This window comes from Streptomyces sp. NPDC058650, assembly GCF_042717315.1.
GTDB lineage: Bacteria > Actinomycetota > Actinomycetes > Streptomycetales > Streptomycetaceae > Streptomyces.
In genome coordinates this window covers 30,083-53,263 of sequence record NZ_JBHXRL010000023.1, presented here as the reverse complement: position 1 = coordinate 53,263, position 23,181 = coordinate 30,083, and the positions used below count along the sequence as shown (strand labels likewise).

Here is a 23,181-nt window from a genome sequence, read left to right as displayed (position 1 = left end):
CCGCGTGACGAAATGAAGAGGTCGAACCCCCCAAGACTACGTCCGCCGCGCCCCCACCCGCGCCCGGGGCGATCCTGCCGCCCGCCAGGGGCTAGGGCCTGTCGTTTGGATCATGCCGGGCTCGCGGCGCCTGGCACCGCGCCTCGCCGCGTTGTCGTCACTCGCCGACGCTCCGCGTCGACTCCCTCCTCCGCCTTGCGATGCACGCCACCAGACCCCGCTCCCTGATCCGGCCTCATCCAAACGACAGACCCTAGACGCCCAGTCGCTCGCCCGGCGCGATGCGGACGCCGCGGGCCCAGTCGGCGGCCTTCATCGGCTTCTTGCCCTGGGGCTGGACCCAGAGGAGCTCGACGGCGTACGAGCCGGTGCCCGCGTACACGTTGTTCTTGCCGACCGAGAGCTCGGCCGGGGCCAGGTCGGTGCGGTCCGGGAGCGGGGTGACCTGGATCAGCTTGAGGCGCTCGCCGCGGAAGACGGTCCAGGCGCCGGGCGCCGGGGTGCAGCCGCGGACCACGCGATCGACCCGCAGGGCGGGGGCCGCGAAGTCGACGTGCGCGTCCTCGACCTGGATCTTCGGGGCGAGGGTGATGCCCTCGACGGGCTGCGGGACGGCCTTGAGGTTGCCGTCCTCGATGCCGTCCATGGTCGCTGCGAGCAGTCCGGCACCCGCGAAGGCGAGCCGGGTCAGCAGGTCGCCGCTGGTGTCGGTCGGACGGACGTCCTCGGTGACGACCCCGTAGACCGGGCCCGAGTCGAGGCCCTCCTCGATCAGGAACGTGGACGCGCCCGTCACCTGGTCGCCCGCCATCAGGGAGTGCTGGACCGGCGCCGCGCCGCGCCACGCGGGCAGCAGCGAGAAGTGGAGGTTGACCCAGCCCCGGGCGGGGATGTCGAGGGCGACCTTGGGAAGCAGCGCGCCGTAGGCGACGACCGGGCAGCAGTCCGGGGCGATCTCCCGGAGCCGGGCGAGGAAGTCCTCGTCGCGGGGCTTGACCGGCTTGAGGACCTCGATCCCGGCCTCCTCGGCCCGCTGGGCCACCGGACTGGCGACGAGCCGCCGGCCGCGCCCCGCCGGGGCGTCCGGGCGGGTGACGACGGCGGCCACCTCGTGCCGGCCGGAGGCGAGCAGGGCGTCCAGGGCGGGTACGGCGACCTCGGGGGTGCCTGCGAAGACGAGCTTCATGGGTGGCGGCTGCCTGTCTGTCCGGGAGCGTTGCGAGCGACGCACCAGTCTAGGACGGCAGGCGCCAGGGGGTGGCGTGGGGACCGGACCGCCCGCCATCCCCGGGGAGTGTCTTGTCGCGAGCCCGGCCCGATCGGCCAGGCACCCCCAGGGGCGTACGTGAGGGCGAGCGCCCCGCGCATATGCGTGTACGCCCCCGCAGCGTGACCCAACTCCCGGTGGCGCGTTGGTCAAGAGAGATTGACCGAATCGGGTCGCCGCTCCCCCTGCGACCCGCCCCTTTTACACGCCGGTTCGAGAGGCTTTCACATGGCCGACCACGCAACCCACGACGCCCAAGCCCGGGCGAGCCTGCACCTGTTGGTGCGGGACATCGAGCGGGTCCGGCGGCAGGTGGACGCACTGCGCACGCTCACGGCCCAGCTGGGCAATGTCTACCGTCCCCGCCGCTCCGGCCCGTCGACGGGCTTCGTCGTCTACGGGCGCGCGCCCGCCCCGACCGTACGCCTCGCCCAGGAGCTGCGGGACAGCGTCGAGACCCTGGTGACCGCGGCGGTCGACTTCGACCGCTCGCTCGGATTCTCGTGGGACGCGGTGGGTTCCGCGCTCGGTGTCACCAAGCAGGCCGTCCACCGCCGTTACGGTGCCCGGCGCGCGCCCCAGCCGGGCATCGTCGCGGAGCAGCAGGACCACGGTACGGAGCCGGGCGTGGCCCGCGCCCTGCCCTCGGTGCCCGCCGCCCGCTCGATGCCGCCGCAGCCCACCTCGGGCAGCGCCACCCTCCGCGAGGACCCGCGTCCGTCGGCCTTCCCGGGCCCGCGCAACGGCTGACCCGCCGAGCCTCCGACGGCCGCCGCCCCACCGGGGCCGGCGGCCGTCGCGCGTACCGGCCGACGCGCGTACCAGCGGACGCGCGTACCAGCCGACGCCGACCGGCCTCAGCCGATGTCCGGCGGGTCCACGCGGATCCGCACGGGTTCGCCTCCGCCGCGCGCGAGCCCGGCTGCCCTGGCCTGCTTGAGGGCCGCCGCCAGGGCAGCCCCGCTGCCCGGCGGCACCCGGACCAGGGCGCGGTCCCACTGCTCGCCGGGAGGCGGGTCACCGGGCCGGCGCGGCCCGCCGGGACGGACCACCGGCAGCGGCACCGGACCGAGGACCTCCGCGTCGCCCGGCAGCCCCGCCACCGCGAGGAACCCCTCGACGGCCTCCGGCGGACCGGACACCGCAGCCATCCGGGAGACCGGCGGGAAGCCCAGCTCGGCCCGCTCGGCCAGCTCCCGCTGGGCGTGCCCCACCGGGTCCCAGCGGACGAGCGCCTGGACCGGCCGCAGCGTCGGCTCGGCGACCACGACCACGGTGCCGCCCTCGGCCTGGCCCCGCACCAGCGAGGCCGCGTCGATCCAGCGGCGCAGGGCCTCCTCGCCCGCGCGCAGGTCGGGCCGGCCGAGCATGGCCCAGCCGTCGAGCAGCAGCGCGGCCGCGTAACCGCCCTCGGCGACGGGTTCGGCGCCGGGGGTGGAGACGACGAGCGCGGGCCGCCCGGGCACGGTGTCCAGGATGTGGTCACGCCCCGAGGTCCGGACGGGCACCGCGGGGAACGCCCGGCCCAGCTCCTCCGCCGTGCGCCGCGCGCCGACCACCTGGGCCCGCAGCCGGTTCGAGCCGCACGCCACGCAGTGCCAGTCGGGAGCGCCGCTCCCGCACCATCCGCAGCGCAGCTCCTGCTGCTCGGGGGCCTCCAGGGGCCCGGCGCAGTGGCGGCAGCGGGCGGGCGTCCGGCAGCGCTCGCACGCCAGCCGGGGGACGTATCCGCGCCGGGGGACCTGGACGAGCACCGGCCCGGTCTTCAGCCCCTCCCGTACGGCCTGCCAGGCCAGCGAGGGCAGCCGGGCGGCGCGCGCGGCCTCGTCGCGGGCCAGCTCGCCGTCGCCGACGGTCCGGATCAGCGGGGCGGCCCTGCGGACCTGCTCGCGTCCGGCGGTCAGCGCCTTGGCCCAGCCGGACTCGACGAGCTGGGCCGCCTCGACGGTGCAGCTGGTGCCACCGAGGAGGAAGGCGCACCGGTCGTGGGTGGCGCGCAGGATCAGTACGTCGCGCGCGTGGGGCTGCGGGGCGTGCGGCTCGCTGTGGCTGCCGTCGCCGTCGTCCCAGATGACGACGAGGCCGAGGTCCCGTACGGGGGCGAACATCGCGGCCCGGGTGCCGACGACGGCCCGCACCGCACCGCGCCGGACGGCGAGCCACTGCCCGTACCGCTTCTCGGGGCCCGCCTCGGCGGTGAGCAGCGCGTGCCGCCCCGGCCCCAGGACCTCGGTCAGCGCCGCGTCGACCCGCCCGGCCGCCCGGCCGTCCGGTACGACGACGAGCGCGCCCCGGCCGGAGGCCAGGGTCGCGGCGACGGCCCGGGCGATCTCCTCGGCCCAGTACGGTCCCGGCAGCGCGTTCCACACGGCCCGGGGCGCGCCGCCGCGCGCGAGGGAGTCCAGGAAGGCCGCCCCCTGCTCGTACCGCGTCCAGCTCCCGGGCTCCGGGGGCTGCGGCGGCGGGAGGGGCTCCGGAGAGGTCCGGCCTTCGGCGCGGGCGCTGCGCGGCGGCACGGCGAGCTGGAGTACGTCGGCGAGGCTGCCCGCGTACCGGTCGGCGACGGCCCGGGCGAGGCCGAGCAGCTCGGGGCCGAGGACGGGCTCGGGCGAGACGACGTCGGCGAGGGCGGCGAGGGGCCCGGAGTAGTCGGAGGTGGCCCGCCGCTCGACGAGGAAGCCGTCGATCAGCCGACCGCCCTCGCGGCGCCCGTTCCGCACCTGGTGCGCGCCCGCCCCGAACCGCACGCGGACACGGACCCCGGGCCGGGCGGAGTCGTCCAGTTCCTCGGGGACCGCGTAGTCGAAGAACTGGTCGAGGTGGAGCGCCCCCTTGTTCACGACCACCCGGGCGACGGGCAGCTCCTTGGCCAGCGCGGCCCCTCGCCAGGTCCGCGGCTTGGCCTTCGGCACGTTCGCCTTCCGCACGGTCTCCCGAATGAGCGCGAGCTGCTCGGGCCCGTCGGGATTCTCCTTCTCGCTGCTCACAGCCCCATACCTACCAGACGGCACCGACAGTCGGGCAGACGGAAGCCCGGCACCCCCAAGGGGTACCGGGCTTCCGTGACGTGCAGCCGGGAGTTCCGGGAGCTCTCACACTCCGGGACTCCGGGAATTACAGGCCGGCGGCCTTCCTCAGTGCATCCACGCGGTCCGTGCGCTCCCAGGTGAAGTCCGGCAGCTCGCGGCCGAAGTGGCCGTAGGCGGCGGTCTGGGAGTAGATCGGGCGGAGGAGGTCGAGGTCGCGGATGATCGCGGCCGGGCGGAGGTCGAAAACCTCGCCGATGGCGTTCTCGATCTTCTCGGTGTCGACGGTGTTCGTGCCGAAGGTCTCGACGAAGAGGCCGACGGGCTCGGCCTTGCCGATCGCGTAGGCGACCTGGACCTCGCAGCGCGAGGCGAGGCCCGCGGCGACGACGTTCTTCGCGACCCAGCGCATCGCGTACGCGGCCGACCGGTCGACCTTCGACGGGTCCTTGCCGGAGAAGGCGCCGCCGCCGTGCCGGGCCATGCCGCCGTACGTGTCGATGATGATCTTGCGGCCGGTGAGGCCGGCGTCACCCATCGGGCCACCGATCTCGAAACGCCCGGTCGGGTTCACCAGGAGGCGGTAGCCGTCGGTGTCGAGCTTGATGCCGTCCTCGACGAGCTGCGCGAGCACGTGCTCCACGACGAACTCGCGGATGTCGGGGGCGAGCAGCGACTCGAGGTCGATGTCGGAGGCGTGCTGCGAGGAGACGACGACCGTGTCGAGGCGGATGGCCTTGTCGCCGTCGTACTCGATGGTGACCTGGGTCTTGCCGTCGGGACGCAGGTACGGGATGGTCCCGTTCTTGCGGACCTCGGTGAGGCGGCGCGAGAGGCGGTGCGCGAGGTGGATCGGCAGCGGCATCAGCTCGGGCGTCTCGTCCGAGGCGTAGCCGAACATCAGGCCCTGGTCGCCGGCGCCCTGCTTGTCGAGCTCGTCTTCCTCGTCCCTCTGGGAGGCACCCTCGACCCGCTTCTCGTACGCGGTGTCCACACCCTGCGCGATGTCCGGGGACTGCGACCCGATGGACACCGACACGCCACAGGAGGCGCCGTCGAAGCCCTTCTTCGAGGAGTCGTAACCGATCTCGAGGATCTTGTTCCGGACGAGGGTGGGGATGTCCGCCCACGCCTTGGTGGTCACCTCACCGGCGACGTGCACCAGGCCGGTGGTGATCAGCGTCTCGACGGCGACGCGCGAGGTGGGGTCCTCTCGCAGCAGTGCGTCGAGGATGGTGTCGCTGATCTGGTCAGCGATCTTGTCGGGGTGACCCTCGGTGACGGACTCCGAGGTGAACAGACGACGGGACACAACGCTCCCTGGGGTTGCAGCGGCTGCTGGCTACTCGTGACGGACCGGCAGGGGGCTGCGCCCCGCGACGTTCCACGAACAGTCTATCGGTCGTGGTCGGGCAATGGACCAGGTGTCTCGCCTGGCGAATGGTCGGCGGTGACCGGAACCGGCCTCCGGCCCGGCGGGGGCGCCCCTTCCGGTGGGGCGTAAATCACTCGGGAATCACTCGCGGGTCGGCGTTTTCCACCCCGCGGAGCGCCTCCGCAGGGTGACATCGCGCCAAGATCGCGCCCGCCTTCAGCCGGGCGAGGCGGGGCGGGATCCGTCAGGTCGTGGGGCGCAGAAGCGGCAGGACCAGGTCCCAGACCGTCTCGGCGAGCGCCTCCTTCGGCCCGTACGGGACGGGGGTCTCGGCGCCGTCCGCCGCGAGCACGACGGCTTCGTTCTCCTCGGAGCCGAAGGTCTTGCGCTCCCCCACCTCGTTGACGACGAGCAGGTCACAGCCCTTGCGGCGGAGCTTCGCACGTCCGTTGGCGAGGACGTCGTCGGTCTCGGCCGCAAAGCCGACGACGACCTGCCCCGGCAGGGCGCGGTCGGCGGAGAGCTCGGCGAGGATGTCGGGGTTGCGGACGAGTTCGACGGTCGGCGCTCCCCCGTCGTCCTTCTTCTTGATCTTCCCCGAGGCGTAGACGGCCGGGCGGAAATCGGCCACCGCCGCGGCCATCACCACGGCGTCGGCGTCCCCCGCGGCCTTGAGGACGGCCTCACGGAGCTGGAGCGCGGTGCCGACGTGGACCACGTCGACCCCGGCGGGGTCGGGGATGCCGGTATTGGCCTCGACGAGCGTGACCCGGGCCCCGCGTGCGGCGGCCGCCCTGGCGAGCGCGTACCCCTGCTTGCCGGAGGAGCGGTTGCCCAGGTAGCGGACGGGGTCGAGGGGCTCACGGGTGCCGCCCGCGCTGACCACGACGTGGCGGCCGGCGAGGTCGGGGGTGGTGACGCCGCGCGCGACGATCCGCCGGCAGACCTCGAAGATCTCGGCGGGGTCCGGCAGCCGTCCCTTGCCGGTGTCGACGCCGGTCAGGCGGCCGACGGCGGGCTCGATGACGACGGCGCCGCGGCGGCGCAGCGTGGCCACGTTCTCCTGGGTGGCCGGGTGCTCCCACATCTCGGTGTGCATCGCCGGGGCGAAGACGACCGGACAGCGAGCGGTGAGCAGTGTGTTGGTGAGGAGGTCGTCGGCGAGGCCGTGGGCGGCCTTGGCGAGCATGTCGGCGGTGGCGGGGGCGACGACGACGAGGTCGGCGCCCTGGCCGATCCGTACGTGCGGCACCTCGTGGACCGACTCCCACACCTCGGTCGATACGGGGTGCCCGGAGAGCGCGGACCAGGTCGCCGCGCCGACGAAGTGGAGGGCGGAGTCGGTGGGCACGACGCGCACGTCGTGGCCCGACTCGGTGAGCCGGCGCAGCAGCTCGCACGCCTTGTAGGCGGCGATGCCGCCGCTGACGCCCAGAACGACCTTCGGCTTCGTCACCACTGCCACTCCCCGCACTCGGACACTCCCCGCACTCGGATCTACGACTCCATGAGACACCAAAGGCCCGGCGGTTGTTCCGCCGGGCCTTCGGTGACAGACGTTACGTGCTTACTGCGCCGGGCCCTCGATGGCCTCGGACGTCAGCAGACCCGCGTTGATCTCCCGCAGGGCGATCGAGAGCGGCTTCTCGTGGACGTGGGTGTCGACGAGCGGACCCACGTACTCCAGCAGGCCCTCGCCGAGCTGGGAGTAGTACGCGTTGATCTGACGCGCGCGCTTGGCCGCGTAGATCACGAGGCTGTACTTCGAGTCGGTTGCCTCGAGCAGCTCGTCGATCGGCGGGTTGATAATGCCCTCGGGCGCAGTCATCGAAGAGGACACGCTCTACCTTCCGAAGATGGAAAAAAGATCAGACAAACACTGTGGGGCCTGGGGGCCTGTGGCGTCAGCCACTGATGTCCGGGTCCCCAGAAGACAGCAGCATCAACGTTAGCAGCTCGCGGGCGACGTCCTCGACCGAGGTGTTGACGAGCGTGGTGTCGAACTCCGATTCGGCGGCCAGTTCGACCTTCGCGGCCGCCAGCCGGCGCTCGATGACCTCGGGCGACTCGGTGCCGCGGCCGGTGAGCCGGCGGACCAGCTCCTCCCAGCTCGGCGGGGCCAGGAAGACCAGCTGGGACTCGGGCATCGAGTCCTTGACCTGACGGGCGCCCTGGAGGTCGATCTCGAGGAGTACGGGCTCCCCCGAGTCGAGGCGGTCGAGGACCGCGCCTCGCGGGGTGCCGTAGCGGTTGCCCGCGAACTCGGCCCATTCGAGGAGTTCACCGTTGGCGATCAGCTTGTCGAACTCGTCGTCCGTGACGAAGAAATAGTGGACGCCGTGCTTCTCACCGGGGCGGGGCTTTCGTGTCGTGGCCGACACCGAGAGCCAGACCTCGGGGTGGACCTTGCGCATATGAGCGACGACCGTGCTCTTACCGACCCCTGAGGGGCCGGAGAGCACGGTCAACCGCGGACGTACCTCTGCTGCCATGCAGCGATTATTCCAGCTTTACCGGTGTGCCCGGGACGCGTGTCCCGGATCAGGCGCCGGTGCTGCCGAACTCGCGCTCCAGGGAGGCGATCTGGTTGGAGCCGAGACCACGGACTCGGCGGCTCTCGGAGATGCCGAGGCGCTCCATGATCTGCTTGGCGCGGACCTTGCCCACGCCGGGCAGGGACTCGAGCAGAGCGGAGACCTTCATCTTGCCGATGACGTCGTTCTCCTGCCCGGTCTTGATGACCTCTTGGAGCGAGGCGCCGGAGTGCTTGAGTCGATTCTTGACCTCGGCCCGCTCCCGGCGAGCCGCGGCGGCCTTTTCGAGCGCGGCTGCGCGCTGTTCAGGGGTAAGGGGCGGAAGAGCCACGCCTACGTCACCTCGGATGTCGATCTGTCGGATACGGACCGGTGAGGAACCCAGCGCCCCACACCAGTGGAGCAACGCGCAACGGAGTGGCCGTTGAACGCCTGCTCTGCCCCGGAGACTAGCGGCCGAGGCCGCTCCAGTCAGCGAGAACAGCGGAAAAGTCCTGGTCAGCATCGACCGACCAGGACTTTTCCGGCATAACGACCCGGTTTTGAGCCAAGTTTTCGTCAAGTAGCGAGACGGCTGGAGAGACGGTTCCTCTCGCCGGACCGATTCACGGCCGGTTCACGGCCGATCCTCCGGGCCGATCCGCTCCGACCTGCGGATTGACCGCGAGCCCGGCGGAAACGCCCTCACGCGCCGACGGCCGCGCGGATCTCGTCCGCGTACCGGTCCGCCGAGGCCCGCAGGGCGGACACGTCCGGACCGTGACGGAGAACACCCCGACTGACGTTCGGGACGACGTTGCGGACGGCCGCGCCGAAGACGGCGGGGAGGTCGGCCGGGGTCGCGCCCTGGGCGCCGATGCCGGGCGCGAGGAGCGGGCCGTTGATGTCCAGGTCGAACGAGGACAGGTCGCCGAGCGTGGCACCGACGACCGCGCCGAAGGAGCCCATGGGGGTCTCCCCCGCGTTCTCCTCGGCGAGGTGCGCCAGCATGGTCGCGCCGATGGTGCGCCCGTCCTCGCGGACGGCCCGCTGGACCTCCGAACCCTCCGGGTTCGAGGTGAGCGCCAGGACGAAGAGACCGGCGCCGGACTCCCGGGCCAGGTCGACGGCCGGCTTCAGGGAGCCGTAGCCGAGGTACGGGGAGACCGTGAGCGCGTCGGAGAAGAGCGGGGAGTCCTTGCGCAGGAACGCCTCCGCGTACGCGGCCATCGTGGAGCCGATGTCGCCGCGCTTGGCGTCCATGACGACCAGGCCGCCCGCGGCGCGCAGGTCGGCGACGGCGCGCTCCAGGACGGCGATGCCGCGCGAGCCGAAGCGCTCGAAGAAGGCGGCCTGCGGCTTGAAGACGGCGACGGTGCCGGCGAGCGCCTCGACGACCGTGAAGGTGAAGCGCTCCAGGCCGGCGATGTCGTCGTTCAGGCCCCAGGAGTCGAGCAGGGCGGCGTGCGGGTCGATGCCGACGCAGAGCGGGCCGCGCTCGTCCATGGCGGAGCGCAGGCGGGTACCGAAGGAGAGGGTCACTTGGCGGCCTTTCGGGAGTCGGCGCCGACGGCTTCGGCGAGGGTGGCGTACGGAGAGGCGGCGAGGCGCGCGGCGAGGCCCTTGTGGATCGCGCGGGCGTAGAACGGGCCCTCGTAGATGAAGGCGCTGTAGCCCTGGATCAGGGTCGCTCCGGCGAGGATGCGCTGCCAGGCGTCCTCGGCGTTCTCGATGCCGCCGACGCCCACCAGGACGATCCGGTCCCCCACGCGCGCGTGGAGGCGGCGCAGGACGGCCAGGGAGCGCTCCTTGACGGGCGCGCCGGACAGGCCGCCGGTCTCCTTGACCAGAGCCGGGTCGGACGTCAGGCCGAGGCCCTCGCGGGCGATGGTGGTGTTGGTGGCGATGATGCCGTCGAGACCGAGCTCCAGGGCGAGGTCGGCGACGGCGTCGACGTCCTCGTCGGCGAGGTCGGGGGCGATCTTGACGAGGAGCGGGACCCGGCGGTCGGTGACCGCGCGGTCCGCCGCTTCGCGTACCGCCGTGAGCAGCGGGCGCAGCGACTCGGTGGCCTGGAGGTTGCGCAGCCCGGGGGTGTTCGGCGAGGAGACGTTCACGACCAGGTAGTCGGCGTGCGCGGCGAGGCGCTCGGTGGACTTCACGTAGTCGGCGGCGGCCTCGGCCTCCGGGACGACCTTGGTCTTGCCGATGTTGACGCCCACGACGGTCCTGAAGACCGGCACGCGCGCGTGGAGGCGGTCGGCGACGGCGGCGGAGCCCTCGTTGTTGAAGCCCATGCGGTTGATCAGGGCGCGGTCAGGGACCAGCCGGAAGAGGCGCTTCTTGGGGTTGCCGGGCTGGGCCTCGCCGGTGACCGTGCCGATCTCGACGTGGTCGAAGCCGAGCATCGCCATGCCGTCGATGGCGACGGCGTTCTTGTCGAAGCCGGCGGCGAGACCGAAGGGGCCGTGCATGCGAAGCCCCAAAGCCTCGGTCCGCAACGCCGTGTGGCGGGGGGCGAGGACCGCGGCGATAAGAGTCCGAAGCACCGGGACGCGGGCGGCGAGGCGGATCCAGCGGAAGGCCAGGTAGTGGGCCTCCTCGGGGTCCATGCGCTTGAAGACCAGGTGGAAGAAGAACTTGTACATGCGGGAGATCCAGGTGTGCTCATGAAGAGGGGGACACCGCGGTGTTTCCGGTGTCCCCCTGCTTCGTACGGGCTGCTAGTCGCGGGCCGCGGTCAGATGCTCCGCGTGTTCCTGGAGCGAGCGGACGCCGACGTCGCCGTGGTTGAGCGCGTCGATGCCCTGGACGGCCGCGGCGAGCGCCTGGACCGTGGTGAGGCACGGGACGCCGCGCGCCACCGCGGCCGTACGGATCTCGTAGCCGTCGAGGCGGCCGCCGGTGCCGTACGGGGTGTTGACGATCAGGTCGACCTGGCCGTCGTGGATCAGTTGGACGACGGTCTTCTCGCCGTTCGGGCCCTCGCCCTCGCTGAGCTTGCGCACGATCGTGGCATTGATGCCGTTGCGCTTGAGGACCTCGGCGGTGCCGGAGGTGGCGAGCAGCTCGAAGCCGTGGGCGACGAGTTCGCGCGCCGGGAAGATCATCGAGCGCTTGTCGCGGTTGGCCACGGAGATGAACGCGCGGCCCTTGGTGGGCAGCGGGCCGTAGGCGCCGGCCTGCGACTTGGCGTACGCCGTGCCGAAGACCGCGTCGATGCCCATGACCTCGCCGGTCGAGCGCATCTCCGGGCCGAGGACGGTGTCGACGCCGCGGCCGTGGATGTCGCGGAAGCGCGACCACGGCATGACGGCCTCCTTGACGGAGATCGGCGCGTCGATCGGCAGGGTGCCGCCGTCGCCGTTCTTCGGCAGCAGGCCCTCGGCGCGCAGCTCGGCGATGGTGGCGCCCAGCGAGATGCGGGCGGCGGCCTTCGCGAGCGGCACGGCGGTCGCCTTCGAGGTGAAGGGGACGGTCCGGGAGGCGCGGGGGTTCGCCTCCAGGACGTAGAGGATGTCGCCGGCCATGGCGAACTGGATGTTGATCAGGCCGCGGACGCCGACGCCCTTGGCGATCGCCTCGGTGGAGATGCGCAGGCGCTTGATGTCGAAGCCGCCGAGGGTGATCGGGGGCAGGGCGCAGGCCGAGTCGCCGGAGTGGATGCCGGCCTCCTCGATGTGCTCCATGACGCCGCCGAGGTAGAGCTCCTCGCCGTCGTAGAGCGCGTCGACGTCGATCTCGATGGCGTCGTCGAGGAAGCGGTCGACCAGGACCGGCCGGGTGGGGCTGATCTCGGTGGACTCGGCGATGTACGACTCCAGCCGGGTCTCGTCGTACACGATCTCCATGCCGCGGCCGCCGAGTACGTACGACGGGCGTACGAGGACGGGGTAGCCGATCTCGTCGGCGATGGCCTTGGCGCCGGCGAAGGTGGTCGCGGTGCCGTGCTTCGGGGCGGGGAGGCCGGCCTCGGCGAGGACCCGGCCGAAGGCGCCGCGGTCCTCGGCGGCGTGGATGGCCTCCGGCGGGGTGCCGACGACCGGCACGCCGTTGTCCTTGAGCGCCTGCGACAGGCCCAGCGGGGTCTGGCCGCCGAGCTGGACGACGACACCGGCGACGGGGCCGGCGAGGGTCTCGGCGTGGACGATCTCCAGCACGTCCTCGAGCGTGAGCGGCTCGAAGTACAGGCGGTCGGAGGTGTCGTAGTCCGTCGAGACGGTCTCCGGGTTGCAGTTGACCATCACGGTCTCGTAGCCGGCGTCGCTCAGGGCGAAGGAGGCGTGGACGCAGGAGTAGTCGAACTCGATGCCCTGGCCGATGCGGTTCGGGCCGGAGCCCAGGATGATCACGGCGGGCTTGGTGCGCGGCGCGACCTCGCTCTCCTCGTCGTACGAGGAGTAGAAGTACGGGGTCTTGGCGGCGAACTCGGCGGCGCAGGTGTCGACCGTCTTGTAGACCGGGCGGACGCCGAGGGCGTGCCGGACCTCGCGGACGACGTCCTCGCGCAGGCCGCGGATCTCGGCGATCTGGGCGTCGGAGAAGCCGTGGCGCTTGGCCTCGGCGAGGATCTCGGGGTCGAGCTTCTCGGCCGCGGTCAGCTCGTCGGCGATCTCCTTGATCAGGAAGAGCTGGTCGACGAACCACGGGTCGATCTTCGTGGCGTCGAAGACCTCCTGCGGGGTGGCGCCGGCGCGGATGGCCTGCATCACGGTGTTGATGCGGCCGTCGGTCGGGCGGACCGACGCGCTCAGGAGCTCGTCCTTGTCGCCGGGCTCGCCGACGAAGGTGAACTGCGAGCCCTTCTTCTCCAGGGAGCGCAGCGCCTTCTGGAGCGCCTCGGTGAAGTTGCGGCCGATCGCCATGGCCTCGCCGACCGACTTCATGGTCGTGGTCAGCGTGGAGTCGGCGGAGGGGAACTTCTCGAAGGCGAAGCGCGGGGCCTTGACGACGACGTAGTCGAGCGAGGGCTCGAAGGACGCCGGGGTCTTCTCCGTGATGTCGTTCGGGATCTCGTCCAGCGTGTAGCCGACGGCGAGGCGGGCCGCGATCTTGGCGATCGGGAAGCCGGTCGCCTTGGAGGCGAGCGCCGAGGAGCGGGAGACGCGGGGGTTCATCTCGATGACGATGATCCGGCCGTCGACCGGGTCGATCGCGAACTGGATGTTGCAGCCGCCGGTGTCGACGCCGACCTCGCGGATGATCGCGATGCCGATGTCGCGCAGCCGCTGGTACTCGCGGTCGGTGAGCGTCATCGCCGGGGCGACGGTGATCGAGTCACCGGTGTGGACGCCCATCGGGTCGAAGTTCTCGATGGAGCAGACCACCACGACGTTGTCGTTCTTGTCGCGCATCAGCTCCAGCTCGTACTCCTTCCAGCCGAGGATGGACTCCTCCAGGAGCACCTCGGTGGTCGGGGAGAGCGTGAGGCCCTGGCCGGCGATGCGGCGGAGCTCCTCCTCGTCGTGCGCGAAGCCGGAGCCGGCGCCGCCCATGGTGAAGGAGGGGCGGACGACGACGGGGTAGCCGCCGAGCGTCTCGACGCCCTGGATCACGTCGTCCATGGTGTGGCAGATGACCGAGCGGGCGGACTCGCCGTAGCCGATCTTGGCCTTGACGGCCTCGACGACGCCCTTGAAGAGGTCGCGGTCCTCGCCCTTGTTGATGGCCTCCACGTTGGCGCCGATGAGCTCGACGCCGTACTTCTCCAGGACGCCCTGCTCGTGCATGGAGATCGCGGTGTTGAGCGCGGTCTGGCCGCCGAGGGTGGGCAGGAGGGCGTCGGGGCGCTCCTTGGCGATGATCTTCTCGACGAACTCGGGGGTGATCGGCTCGACGTACGTGGCGTCGGCGATCTCCGGGTCGGTCATGATCGTGGCCGGGTTGGAGTTGACCAGGATGACCCGCAGGCCCTCGGCCTTGAGGATGCGGCAGGCCTGGGTGCCGGAGTAGTCGAACTCGGCGGCCTGTCCGATGACGATCGGGCCGGAGCCGATGACCAGGACGGACTGGATATCGGTGCGCTTAGGCACGCTCGGCCTCCATCAGGGATACGAAACGGTCGAAGAGGTACGCGGCGTCGTGCGGGCCCGCGGCCGCCTCGGGGTGGTACTGGACGGAGAAGGCCGGCTGGTCGAGCAGCCGAAGGCCTTCCACGACCTGGTCGTTCAGGCACACGTGGGAGACCTCGGCGCGCCCGTAGGGGGTGTCGGAGACCTTGTCGAGGGGCGCGTCGACGGCGAAGCCGTGGTTGTGCGCGGTGACCTCGACCTTGCCCGTGGTGCGGTCCTGGACCGGCTGGTTGATGCCGCGGTGGCCGTACTTCAGCTTGTAGGTGCCGAAGCCGAGGGCGCGACCGAGGATCTGGTTGCCGAAGCAGATGCCGAAGAGCGGGGTCCTGCGCTCCAGGACGGCGCGCATGACGGCGACGGGGCCGTCGGCGGTGGCCGGGTCGCCCGGGCCGTTGGAGAAGAAGACGCCGTCCGGGTTCACCGCGTAGATGTCCTCGGCGGTGGCGGTGGCGGGCAGCACGTGGACCTCGATGCCGCGCTCGGCCATCCGGTGCGGGGTCATGCCCTTGATGCCGAGGTCGACGGCGGCGACGGTGAACTTCTTCGTGCCGATCGCGGGGACGACGTACGTCTCCTTGGTGGCGACCTCGGCGGAGAGGTTCGCGCCCTTCATCTGGGGCTGCTCCTGGACCTTCGCGAGGAGGGCCTCGTCGCGGATGCCGGTCCAGGCCTCGCCGGAGAAGATGCCGACGCGCATGGCGCCGCGCTCGCGCAGGTGGCGGGTGAGGGCGCGGGTGTCGATGCCGGAGATGCCGACGACGCCCTGGCGCTCCAGCTCCTCGTCCAGCGAGCGCTGGGCGCGCCAGTTGGAGGAGACGCGGGCGGGGTCGCGGACGACGTAGCCGGAGACCCAGATGCGGCCGGACTCGGGGTCCTCGTCGTTGACGCCGGTGTTGCCGACGTGCGGGGCGGTCATGACGACCACCTGCCGGTGGTACGACGGGTCGGTGAGGGTCTCCTGGTAGCCGGTCATGCCGGTGGAGAACACGGCCTCGCCGAAGGTCTCCCCCACGGCCCCGTAGGCGCGGCCGCGGAAGATGCGGCCGTCCTCCAGGACGAGTACGGCGGGAGCCTTGGCGGCTCCCCTGGTGGAGGTCGTCATCGTGCGATGCCTTCCGTCGTGGTGGTGTGGTGCAGGGAGTCGAGGGCCTCGACCCAGGCGGTGTGCTCGGCCGCCCGGTCGGAGCGGAAGCCGGAGTCGAGCAGCTTTTCGCCGTGGGCCCAGGTGACGATCAGCAGGCCGCCCTCGGCGAGGACCTTGCCGGCGATGCCCTTGTCGAGGCGGGCCTCGCGCAGGGCGTCCGTCGGGATGAAGAAGTCGTTCGCCCCGGGGCGTACGACCGCGATTCCGGCGTCGGTGAGCGTGAGCTCGACGCGGCTGCGGGTGCCGAGGCCGTGGGCGACGATCCGGTCGAGCCACTGCCCGGCGGTCGTGGACCCGTGGTAGCGCCCGCTGAGGGTCAGTTTCGCCGCTCCGGGAGCCTCCGGCGCGGTGGGGAGTTCGGGCAGGTCCGACTGGAGGCTGCCGCGCCACTTCCAGCCCTGGCGCATCAGCCAGTAGACGAGGACGACGAAGAGCAGCAGTCCGGCGACCCAGCCGATCCGTCCGGCCCAGTCGGTCACTTCCGCCGACTTCTGATCCGCTGCCTCTGCGGCGATTGCGATGAGTGGTGTCACGCCAGCTTCCCGTCCACGACCGTTGCCCGGCCCCGCAGGATGGTGTGGGTGACGCGTCCCGGCAGCTCGCGACCCTCGTAGGGGGTGTTGCGGCTGCGGGAGGCGAAGTCCGCGGGGTCCACGACACCACGGTAAGCCGGATCGACCAGCGTCAGGTTCGCGGGCTCACCAGCCGAGACGGGTCGTCCATGGCCCTTGGCCTGGCCGATGCGGGCCGGGGCGAAGGACATGCGGTCGGCGACGCCGGCCCAGTCGAGGAGGCCGGTCTCGACCATCGTCTGCTGGACGACGGAGAGGGCGGTCTCCAGGCCGACCATGCCCATGGCGGCGGCGGCCCACTCGCAGTCCTTGTCCTCGTGCGGGTGCGGGGCGTGGTCGGTGGCGACGATGTCGATCGTGCCGTCGGCCAGCGCCTCGCGCAGCGCGAGGACGTCCTTCTCGGTGCGCAGCGGCGGGTTGACCTTGTAGACGGGGTTGTACGAGCGGACCAGCTCGTCCGTGAGGAGGAGGTGGTGCGGGGTGACCTCGGCGGTGACGTCGATGCCGCGGGACTTGGCCCAGCGGACGATCTCGACGGAGCCGGCCGTGGAGAGGTGGCAGATGTGGACGCGGGAGGCGACGTGCTCGGCGAGGAGGACGTCACGCGCGATGATCGACTCCTCGGCGACGGCCGGCCAGCCGCCGAGACCGAGCTCTGCCGAGACGATGCCCTCGTTCATCTGGGCGCCCTCGGTGAGGCGGGGCTCCTGGGCGTGCTGGGCGACGACGCCGCCGAAGGCCTTCACGTACTCCAGGGCGCGGCGCATGATCACGGCGTCGTCGACGCACTTGCCGTCGTCGGAGAAGACGGTGACGCCGGCGGCGGAGTCGTGCATGGCGCCGAGCTCGGCGAGCTTCTTGCCCTCCAGGCCGACGGTGACGGCGCCGATGGGCTGGACGTCGCAGTAGCCGGACTCCTTGCCGAGTCGGTAGACCTGCTCGACGACGCCGGCGGTGTCGGCGACCGGGTGCGTGTTGGCCATGGCGAAGACGGCGGTGTAGCCACCGGAGGCGGCGGCGCGGGTGCCGGTGAGGACGGTCTCGGAGTCCTCGCGGCCGGGCTCGCGCAGGTGGGTGTGGAGGTCGACCAGGCCGGGCAGCAGGATCTGCCCCTCGGCCTCGATGACCGTCGCGCCCTCGGCCGACAGGCCGGTGCCGACCTCTGCGATGGTCTCGCCGTCGATCAGGACGTCCTGGGCCTCGCCGCCGAGCACCTGCGCACCACGGATAAGGATCTTGCTCATGATTACTTGCTCTCCTCGGTGCGGGTGGTGCTGGGGGCGGTGGCGGCGGAGTCGTTGCCGCCGAGCAGCAGGTAGAGGACGGCCATCCGGATCGAGACGCCGTTGGCGACCTGCTCGATCACCGTGCAGCGGTCGGAGTCGGCGACCTCGGCGGTGATCTCCATGCCGCGGACCATAGGTCCGGGGTGCATGACGATGGCGTGCTCGGGCATCTTCGCCATCCGGTCGCCGTCGAGCCCGTACCGGCGCGAGTACTCGCGCTCGGTGGGGAAGAAGGCCGCGTTCATCCGCTCTCGCTGCACACGCAGCATCATCACCGCGTCGGACTTCGGCAGCACCCTGTCGAGGTCGTACGAGATCTCGCAGGGCCAGGTCTCGACGCCGACGGGGACGAGGGTCGGCGGGGCCACCAGGGTGACCTCGGCGCCGAGGGTGTGCAGCAGGTCGACGTTGGAGCGGGCGACCCGGCTGTGCAGGATGTCGCCGACGATCGTGATGCGCCGGCCGGCCAGGTCCTTGCCGAGGCCCGCGTCACGGCCGACGAGCCGGCGGCGCATGGTGAAGGCGTCCAGGAGGGCCTGGGTGGGGTGCTGGTGGGTGCCGTCGCCGGCGTTGACGACGGGGGCGTCGATCCAGCCGGAGGTGGCGAGGCGGTACGGGGCGCCGGAGGCGCCGTGCCGGATGACGACCGCGTCGACGCCCATGGCCTCCAGGGTCTGCGCGGTGTCCTTGAGGGACTCGCCCTTGGAGACGCTGGAGCCCTTGGCCGCGAAGTTGATCACGTCGGCGGAGAGGCGCTTCTCGGCGGCCTCGAAGGAGATCCGGGTCCGGGTGGAGTCCTCGAAGAACAGGTTGCAGATGGTCCGGCCGCGCAGGGCGGGCAGCTTCTTGATGGGCCGGTCGGCCACCCGGGCCATCTCCTCGGCGGTGTCGAGGATCAGGACGGCGTCGTCGCGGGTGAGGTCGGCGGCCGAGATGAGGTGACGCATCATCGGGGTTTCTCTCCGTGGTGGGGAGGTGCGAGGGCATGCGGGGGCGCAGGGATGTGCCCCTGCCCCGCGGGGAAGCCGGTCCGGCTAGGAGGAGGTCTTGGAACCGAGCAGGACGGTGTCGCGACCGTCCTCCTCGGCGAGCTGGACCTTGACCGTCTCCCGCAGCGACGTGGGGAGGTTCTTGCCGACGTAGTCGGCGCGGATCGGAAGTTCGCGGTGGCCGCGGTCGACGAGGACCGCGAGCTGGACGGCGCGCGGGCGGCCGATGTCGCCGAGGGCGTCGAGGGCGGCGCGGATGGTGCGGCCGGAGAAGAGCACGTCGTCGACGAGGACGACGAGGCGGCCGTCGATGCCGTCAGCGGGGATGTCGGTGCGGCCGAGGGCGCGGGCCGGCTTCAGCCGCAGGTCGTCCCGGTACATCGTGATGTCGAGGGATCCGACCGGGATCTTGGTGCCGGTGATCGATTCGAGCTTCTCGGCCAGCCGGCGGGCGAGGAAGACACCGCGGGTGGGGATACCGAGGAGCACCACGTCGTCGGCGCCCTTGGCGCGTTCGACGATCTCGTGGGCGATGCGGGTCAGGACCCGCGCGATGTCGGGGGCCTCGAGCACGGGCCGGGCGTCATCGCTGTACTGCTGAGCGTCCATGGGAAACGGACCTCCTTCTCCGCCTCACGGGACGGCTCTTAAAGGACGTCGGATTTACGCGGCCCACACTACCAGGGGCGAGCCGTCGCGCCTCCGTCGCCCCCGCCGCCACCCCGGCGACGTCCCCCGGGAGGGGGCGGTACGGACCTTTCGGCTTGACGGGCGAGCGTAACGCTGCGTAACCTTCACAGTGAGTTACCAGCCGCGCGGCGCAGCCGCATGTCGTCACAGCGTCCGGGAGCGTTATGTCCAGCGAATACGCAAAGCAGCTCGGGGCCAAACTCCGTGCCATCCGCACCCAGCAGGGTCTTTCCCTCCACGGGGTGGAGGAGAAGTCCCAGGGCCGCTGGAAGGCCGTGGTGGTCGGCTCGTACGAGCGTGGTGACCGCGCGGTGACCGTGCAGCGTCTCGCCGAGCTGGCCGACTTCTACGGGGTGCCGGTGCAGGAGCTCCTGCCGGGCACGACCCCGGGCGGGGCCGCCGAGCCGCCGCCGAAGCTGGTCCTGGACTTGGAGCGCCTCGCGCACGTCCCCCAGGAGAAGGCCGGCCCGCTCCAGCGCTACGCGGCGACGATCCAGTCGCAGCGCGGCGACTACAACGGCAAGGTGCTGTCGATCCGCCAGGACGACCTGCGCACCCTGGCCGTCATCTACGACCAGTCCCCCTCGGTCCTCACCGAGCAGCTGATCAGCTGGGGCGTCCTCGACGCGGACGCGCGCCGCGCGGTCGCCCACGAGGAGAACTGACCCTTCCGCTGCCCTTCCGAGGCAACAGCAGAAACGTACCGCCGGGCCCGTGGACGTCATCCGACGTCCACGGGCCCGGTGCTTTCTCCGGCCTGCACGGGCCGCTCAGGGCTTCCGGAGCGCTCCGCCGTCCCGGAAAGGCCCGGACGGGCCCGGACACGTCGAAGGGGCCCGCAGCGCGAGCGCTGCGGGCCCCTTCGACGGCCGGTGACGGGCTACGGACTCAGACGTCCGCGTCCCGGCGGAGGCGCGGCTTCAAGTCCTTGAAGCGCGCCAGCAGGCCGTTGACGAAGTTCGGGGACTCGTCGGTGGAGAACTCCTTGGCGAGCTGGACCGCTTCGTCGATCGCGACCGCGTCCGGCGTCCCGTCCTCCCAGATCAGCTCGTACGCGCCGAGGCGCACGATGTTCCGGTCGGCGACCGGCATCCGGTCGAGGTCCCAGTCCACCGCGTAGGTGGCGATGAGCTCGTCGATGCGGTGGACGTGCGCCGCGTACCCCTCGACCAGCTGCATGGTGAAGTCGGTGACCGGCGGCTGACGGTCGTCCGACCGCGCGAGCCGGACCTGGTCCGCGAGGACCTCCTGGACGGAGGCGTCGCGCTGGTCGGCCTCGAAGAGGATCTGGAAGGCGCGCTTGCGGGCCTTGCTCCGAGCGGCCACGGTTAGTCGTTCACCCGGCCGAGGTAGTCGCTGGTGCGGGTGTCGACCTTGACCTTCTCACCGGTGGTGATGAAGAGCGGGACCTGGATCTCGTGGCCGGTCACCAGCTTGGCGGGCTTGGTGCCACCGGTGGAGCGGTCGCCCTGGACGCCCGGGTCGGTGTGCTCGATCGTGAGCACGACGGCGGCGGGGAGCTCGACGTAGAGCACCGAGCCCTCGTGCTGCGCGACCGAGGCGGTGAAGCCCTCGATGAGGAAGTTCGCGGCGTCGCCCACCGACTTGCGGTCGACGTGCAGCTGGTCGTAGGTCTCCATGTCCATGAAGACGAAGTAGTCGCCGTCCATGTAGGAGAACTGCATGTCGCGGCGGTCGATGGTGGCCGTCTCGACCTTCACACCGGCGTTGAAGGTCTTGTCGACGACCTTGCCGGACAGCACGTTCTTGAGCTTGGTGCGCACGAAGGCCGGGCCCTTGCCGGGCTTGACGTGCTGGAACTCGACGACGGACCAGAGCTGGCCGCCTTCGAGCTTGAGCACCATGCCGTTCTTGAGGTCGTTCGTGGAAGCCACGGTTGCGGAATCTCCTGGACTGACGTGGGACCGTGGAGGCGTACGCGCCTTACAGCGCGAGCAGCTCCTTGGTCGTGATGGTGAGTAGCTCGGGTCCGCCGTCCGCCTCCTGGCGTACGACGAGCGTGTCATCGATCCGGACCCCGCCCCGGCCCGGGAGGTGAACCCCCGGTTCGACGGTGACCGGCACACAAGCGTCCAGTTTACCCATGGCCGAGGGTGAGAGCTGCGGGTCCTCGTCGATTTCGAGCCCCACCCCGTGCCCGGTGAGCGGCACGGCGGCCTCCGCGTGGCCTCCGGCGTCCAGGATCTGGCGGGCCGCGCGGTCCACGTCGCGGTACTCGGCGCCCGGTGCGAGGGACTCGCGTCCGGCCCGCTGAGCGGCGAAGACGAGCTCGTACAGCTCGATCTGCCAGTCGGCGGGCGTCGTGCCGATGACGAACGTGCGACCGATCTCGCACCGGTAGCCGCGGTAGTCGGCGCCGAGGCAGACGGAGAGGAAATCACCCTCCTCGACCCGGCGGTCGGTGGGCCGGTGCCGTCGGCGCCCGGAGTGCGGGCCGGTCGCCACCGACGTCGCGAAGGCCGCTCCGTCGGCGCCGTGGTCGACGAGCCGCCGCTCCAGTTCCAGGGCGAGGTGGCGCTCGGTCCGCCCCACCAGGATCGACTCCAGGAGCTCGCCGAGGGCCTGGTCGGCGATCTCGGCGGCGATCCGCAGGCAGGCGATCTCGTCCTCGTCCTTGACGATCCTGAGCTGTTCCACGGCGCAGGCGAGGTCGGCGAGGTGGAGCCCTGGCGCGACGGAGCCCATCGCGCGGTGTCGGGCCACGGTCAGGTCGTGTTCCTCGACGGCGAGCGCGTCGGCGCCCGCCCGGCGGGCGAGGTCGACGGCGGCGACCGCCGGATCACCCCCGCCGGCGGGCAGGACCTGTTGCCGGAGCAGCTCGTCGAGCCGTCCGTCGGCCGGCTCGCCGCCGGGCGCGACGGGGCAGAGCAGGACGTCCGCGGCCGGCTCGGGGCCGATGAGCAGGACGGCTCCCGCGGGCGAACCGCCCGCGAGATAGCGGACGTTGGCGGGGCGGGAGACCAGGGCCGCCGGGCTGCCCGCGGCCGCGCACCGATCGCGCAGCCGTACACGGCGGTCCGCATACACCTCTGACATGCCCCGAGCCTACGAGGAGCTCGGCGCGATGGCCTGTTCTGCGCGGCCGACCGTGCGGGACCGGGCCCGCGTCGGGTCACCAGGAGGGCGGGCTGGCTATCGCACGGGCGAGGACGTCGTCGAGGACGCGCGCGGTGGTCTCGACGTCGTACGTGGAGTTGTCGATGATCGGCAGGCCGGAGCCGTACCAGCCGGCCATCCGGCCGTGGATGGCGGCGACCTCCTCGTCCGAGAGGCGCCGGTTGCCGCTGCGCTCGGCGTTGCGCTCCAGGACGATCTCCAGGCCCGGCAGGAGCACGACGGGCAGCAGGCCGGGGCCGACGTGCCGCTTCCAGCCGCCGAGGCCGACGACGGGCCGGTCGGGGAAGACCGCGTCGTCGACGATGCAGGAGATGCCGTTGGCCAGGAAGTTGCGGGCGGCGAAGCCGCAGGTGCGGCGGGCGAGCCGGTACTGCGCCTCGGAGTGCTCGTTCCAGCCGGACTGCGGGTCGGCGAAGCCGGAGCAGACCCACTCGCGCACGTCGTCGAGGCTGATGTGGGCGGTGGGTACGTGCCGCCGCTGGGCCCAGTGGCGGGCGACGGTCGTCTTGCCCGCACCCGCGGGGCCGATGAGCAGGACGGCGAGGGTCGCGGCGCCGGTCCCCCCGCCGTGCTCCACAAGCGGCGCGACGGGCGCGGCCACGGGAGGCAGCGGGACGTGGCCGGTGAGGTCCGCCCGGAGCGGCGCCTGGGCCGAGTGCTGCGGGGCAGCCGGATGCTGAGGGGCCGCCGAGTGCTGCGGTACGGCTCCGGGGGCGCCCCAGCCCGTTCCTCCGGGGCCCGGGGCGGGCGGTGCGGAGTGCGGGGGCGGAGCGGGGTGCGGGGGCCGGGGAGCGCCCGCCTGAAGGACGGGGTGCACGCCGAGCCGGGACCCGGCGGACGGTACGGAGTACGGGGCGGGCTGCGGGGGCGCGGGCGGAACGGGCGGGTGTACGCCCCGCGCGCCGGCCCCCGGCCCGGATGCGGGCCCCGCGACGGGCCCGGGACCCGATCCGGGAACCGGTCCCGAGATCGGCCCCACCACTGGCCCTGGCGCGGCGCCTGCCACGGGTCCGGTGCCGGGCGCCTGGCCCGGCGACTGCTCGGGCGGTGGCAGCGGGCCCCCCACTGCGTGCTGCATCCGGTGCCACTCCGTCTCGTACGACTGAATGA

The 23,181-nt window shown here is 72.0% G+C and carries 21 protein-coding genes; 2 read left to right on the top strand and 19 right to left on the bottom strand.

Annotation, left to right across the window (positions count from 1 at the left end; translation table 11 throughout):
* Positions 1 to 253 precede the first annotated feature (253 nt).
* A complete protein-coding gene (fmt, locus tag ACFWWU_RS31005; RefSeq protein WP_384150340.1) occupies positions 254 to 1,186 on the bottom strand; it encodes a methionyl-tRNA formyltransferase in 933 nt (310 codons plus the stop codon).
* Positions 1,187 to 1,495: 309 nt separating this feature from the next.
* Here fmt and ACFWWU_RS31000 point away from each other — a divergent pair, with 309 nt between their 5' ends.
* Positions 1,496 to 2,017: a hypothetical protein gene (locus ACFWWU_RS31000; protein WP_384150337.1), complete on the top strand. Its 522-nt coding sequence runs from the start codon at positions 1,496 to 1,498 to the stop codon at positions 2,015 to 2,017.
* A gap of 107 nt (positions 2,018 to 2,124) precedes the next feature.
* On the opposite strand, the gene ACFWWU_RS30995 is transcribed toward ACFWWU_RS31000, so the two are convergent.
* The 14 genes from ACFWWU_RS30995 to pyrR all read right to left on the bottom strand — a co-directional run bounded on the left by ACFWWU_RS30995 (position 2,125) and on the right by pyrR (position 18,852).
* Positions 2,125 to 4,254, bottom strand: a complete 2,130-nt coding sequence (locus ACFWWU_RS30995) for a primosomal protein N' (RefSeq protein WP_384150334.1) — start codon at positions 4,252 to 4,254, stop codon at positions 2,125 to 2,127.
* Between the two features lie 127 nt (positions 4,255 to 4,381).
* Complete coding sequence (metK, locus tag ACFWWU_RS30990) at positions 4,382 to 5,605, bottom strand: methionine adenosyltransferase (RefSeq protein WP_384150331.1); 1,224 nt, start codon at positions 5,603 to 5,605, stop codon at positions 4,382 to 4,384.
* A gap of 307 nt (positions 5,606 to 5,912) precedes the next feature.
* The gene (gene coaBC, locus ACFWWU_RS30985; RefSeq protein WP_384150328.1) at positions 5,913 to 7,124 is read right to left on the bottom strand and encodes a bifunctional phosphopantothenoylcysteine decarboxylase/phosphopantothenate--cysteine ligase CoaBC; all 1,212 of its coding nucleotides are present in this window, start codon (positions 7,122 to 7,124) and stop codon (positions 5,913 to 5,915) included.
* A gap of 111 nt (positions 7,125 to 7,235) precedes the next feature.
* The gene (gene rpoZ, locus ACFWWU_RS30980; RefSeq protein ID WP_017242218.1) at positions 7,236 to 7,508 is read right to left on the bottom strand and encodes a DNA-directed RNA polymerase subunit omega; all 273 of its coding nucleotides are present in this window, start codon (positions 7,506 to 7,508) and stop codon (positions 7,236 to 7,238) included.
* A 64-nt stretch (positions 7,509 to 7,572) separates the two neighbouring features.
* Positions 7,573 to 8,160 carry a guanylate kinase gene (gene gmk / locus ACFWWU_RS30975; RefSeq protein ID WP_317593769.1) on the bottom strand — a complete coding sequence of 196 codons (588 nt, stop codon included), beginning with the start codon at positions 8,158 to 8,160 and terminating at the stop codon, positions 7,573 to 7,575.
* Positions 8,161 to 8,209: 49 nt separating this feature from the next.
* Positions 8,210 to 8,533, bottom strand: coding sequence for an integration host factor (locus ACFWWU_RS30970; RefSeq protein ID WP_030008746.1), 324 nt, complete (start codon positions 8,531 to 8,533; stop codon positions 8,210 to 8,212).
* Between the two features lie 353 nt (positions 8,534 to 8,886).
* The gene (gene pyrF / locus ACFWWU_RS30965) at positions 8,887 to 9,723 is read right to left on the bottom strand and encodes an orotidine-5'-phosphate decarboxylase (protein WP_384150323.1); all 837 of its coding nucleotides are present in this window, start codon (positions 9,721 to 9,723) and stop codon (positions 8,887 to 8,889) included.
* On the bottom strand, positions 9,720 to 10,829 hold the full coding sequence (locus tag ACFWWU_RS30960; protein ID WP_384150320.1) for a quinone-dependent dihydroorotate dehydrogenase: 1,110 nt from the start codon (positions 10,827 to 10,829) through the stop codon (positions 9,720 to 9,722). Before ACFWWU_RS30960 ends, pyrF begins: the two co-directional genes overlap by 4 nt.
* Before the next feature lie 75 nt (positions 10,830 to 10,904).
* Positions 10,905 to 14,213: a carbamoyl-phosphate synthase large subunit gene (gene carB, locus ACFWWU_RS30955; protein ID WP_384150317.1), complete on the bottom strand. Its 3,309-nt coding sequence runs from the start codon at positions 14,211 to 14,213 to the stop codon at positions 10,905 to 10,907.
* Positions 14,206 to 15,354, bottom strand: a complete 1,149-nt coding sequence (gene carA, locus ACFWWU_RS30950) for a glutamine-hydrolyzing carbamoyl-phosphate synthase small subunit (RefSeq protein WP_384150315.1) — start codon at positions 15,352 to 15,354, stop codon at positions 14,206 to 14,208. Before carA ends, carB begins: the two co-directional genes overlap by 8 nt.
* The gene (locus ACFWWU_RS30945; RefSeq protein WP_384150312.1) at positions 15,351 to 15,929 is read right to left on the bottom strand and encodes a hypothetical protein; all 579 of its coding nucleotides are present in this window, start codon (positions 15,927 to 15,929) and stop codon (positions 15,351 to 15,353) included. The genes carA and ACFWWU_RS30945 overlap by 4 nt, the downstream gene beginning before the upstream one ends.
* Entirely contained in the window at positions 15,926 to 17,212 is a 1,287-nt protein-coding gene (locus ACFWWU_RS30940; protein WP_384150309.1) for a dihydroorotase, read from the bottom strand. The genes ACFWWU_RS30945 and ACFWWU_RS30940 overlap by 4 nt, the downstream gene beginning before the upstream one ends.
* A gap of 2 nt (positions 17,213 to 17,214) precedes the next feature.
* Positions 17,215 to 18,204, bottom strand: coding sequence for an aspartate carbamoyltransferase catalytic subunit (locus tag ACFWWU_RS30935; protein WP_317593777.1), 990 nt, complete (start codon positions 18,202 to 18,204; stop codon positions 17,215 to 17,217).
* An 84-nt stretch (positions 18,205 to 18,288) separates the two neighbouring features.
* Complete coding sequence (gene pyrR / locus ACFWWU_RS30930) at positions 18,289 to 18,852, bottom strand: bifunctional pyr operon transcriptional regulator/uracil phosphoribosyltransferase PyrR (RefSeq protein ID WP_384150306.1); 564 nt, start codon at positions 18,850 to 18,852, stop codon at positions 18,289 to 18,291.
* Positions 18,853 to 19,097: 245 nt separating this feature from the next.
* Here pyrR and bldD point away from each other — a divergent pair, with 245 nt between their 5' ends.
* Positions 19,098 to 19,598, top strand: coding sequence for a transcriptional regulator BldD (bldD, locus tag ACFWWU_RS30925; protein ID WP_015032294.1), 501 nt, complete (start codon positions 19,098 to 19,100; stop codon positions 19,596 to 19,598).
* Positions 19,599 to 19,821: 223 nt separating this feature from the next.
* Here the strand turns inward: bldD and nusB are convergent, their stop codons facing one another.
* From nusB to ACFWWU_RS30905, 4 genes are all read right to left on the bottom strand, one after another.
* Complete coding sequence (gene nusB, locus ACFWWU_RS30920) at positions 19,822 to 20,259, bottom strand: transcription antitermination factor NusB (RefSeq protein ID WP_384150303.1); 438 nt, start codon at positions 20,257 to 20,259, stop codon at positions 19,822 to 19,824.
* A gap of 2 nt (positions 20,260 to 20,261) precedes the next feature.
* Positions 20,262 to 20,828 carry an elongation factor P gene (efp, locus tag ACFWWU_RS30915; RefSeq protein ID WP_384150300.1) on the bottom strand — a complete coding sequence of 189 codons (567 nt, stop codon included), beginning with the start codon at positions 20,826 to 20,828 and terminating at the stop codon, positions 20,262 to 20,264.
* 49 nt (positions 20,829 to 20,877) lie between these two features.
* Positions 20,878 to 21,990, bottom strand: a complete 1,113-nt coding sequence (locus ACFWWU_RS30910; protein ID WP_317593781.1) for an aminopeptidase P family protein — start codon at positions 21,988 to 21,990, stop codon at positions 20,878 to 20,880.
* 76 nt (positions 21,991 to 22,066) lie between these two features.
* A complete protein-coding gene (locus ACFWWU_RS30905; RefSeq protein ID WP_384150296.1) occupies positions 22,067 to 23,149 on the bottom strand; it encodes an AAA family ATPase in 1,083 nt (360 codons plus the stop codon).
* Between the last annotated feature and the right edge of the window lie 32 nt (positions 23,150 to 23,181).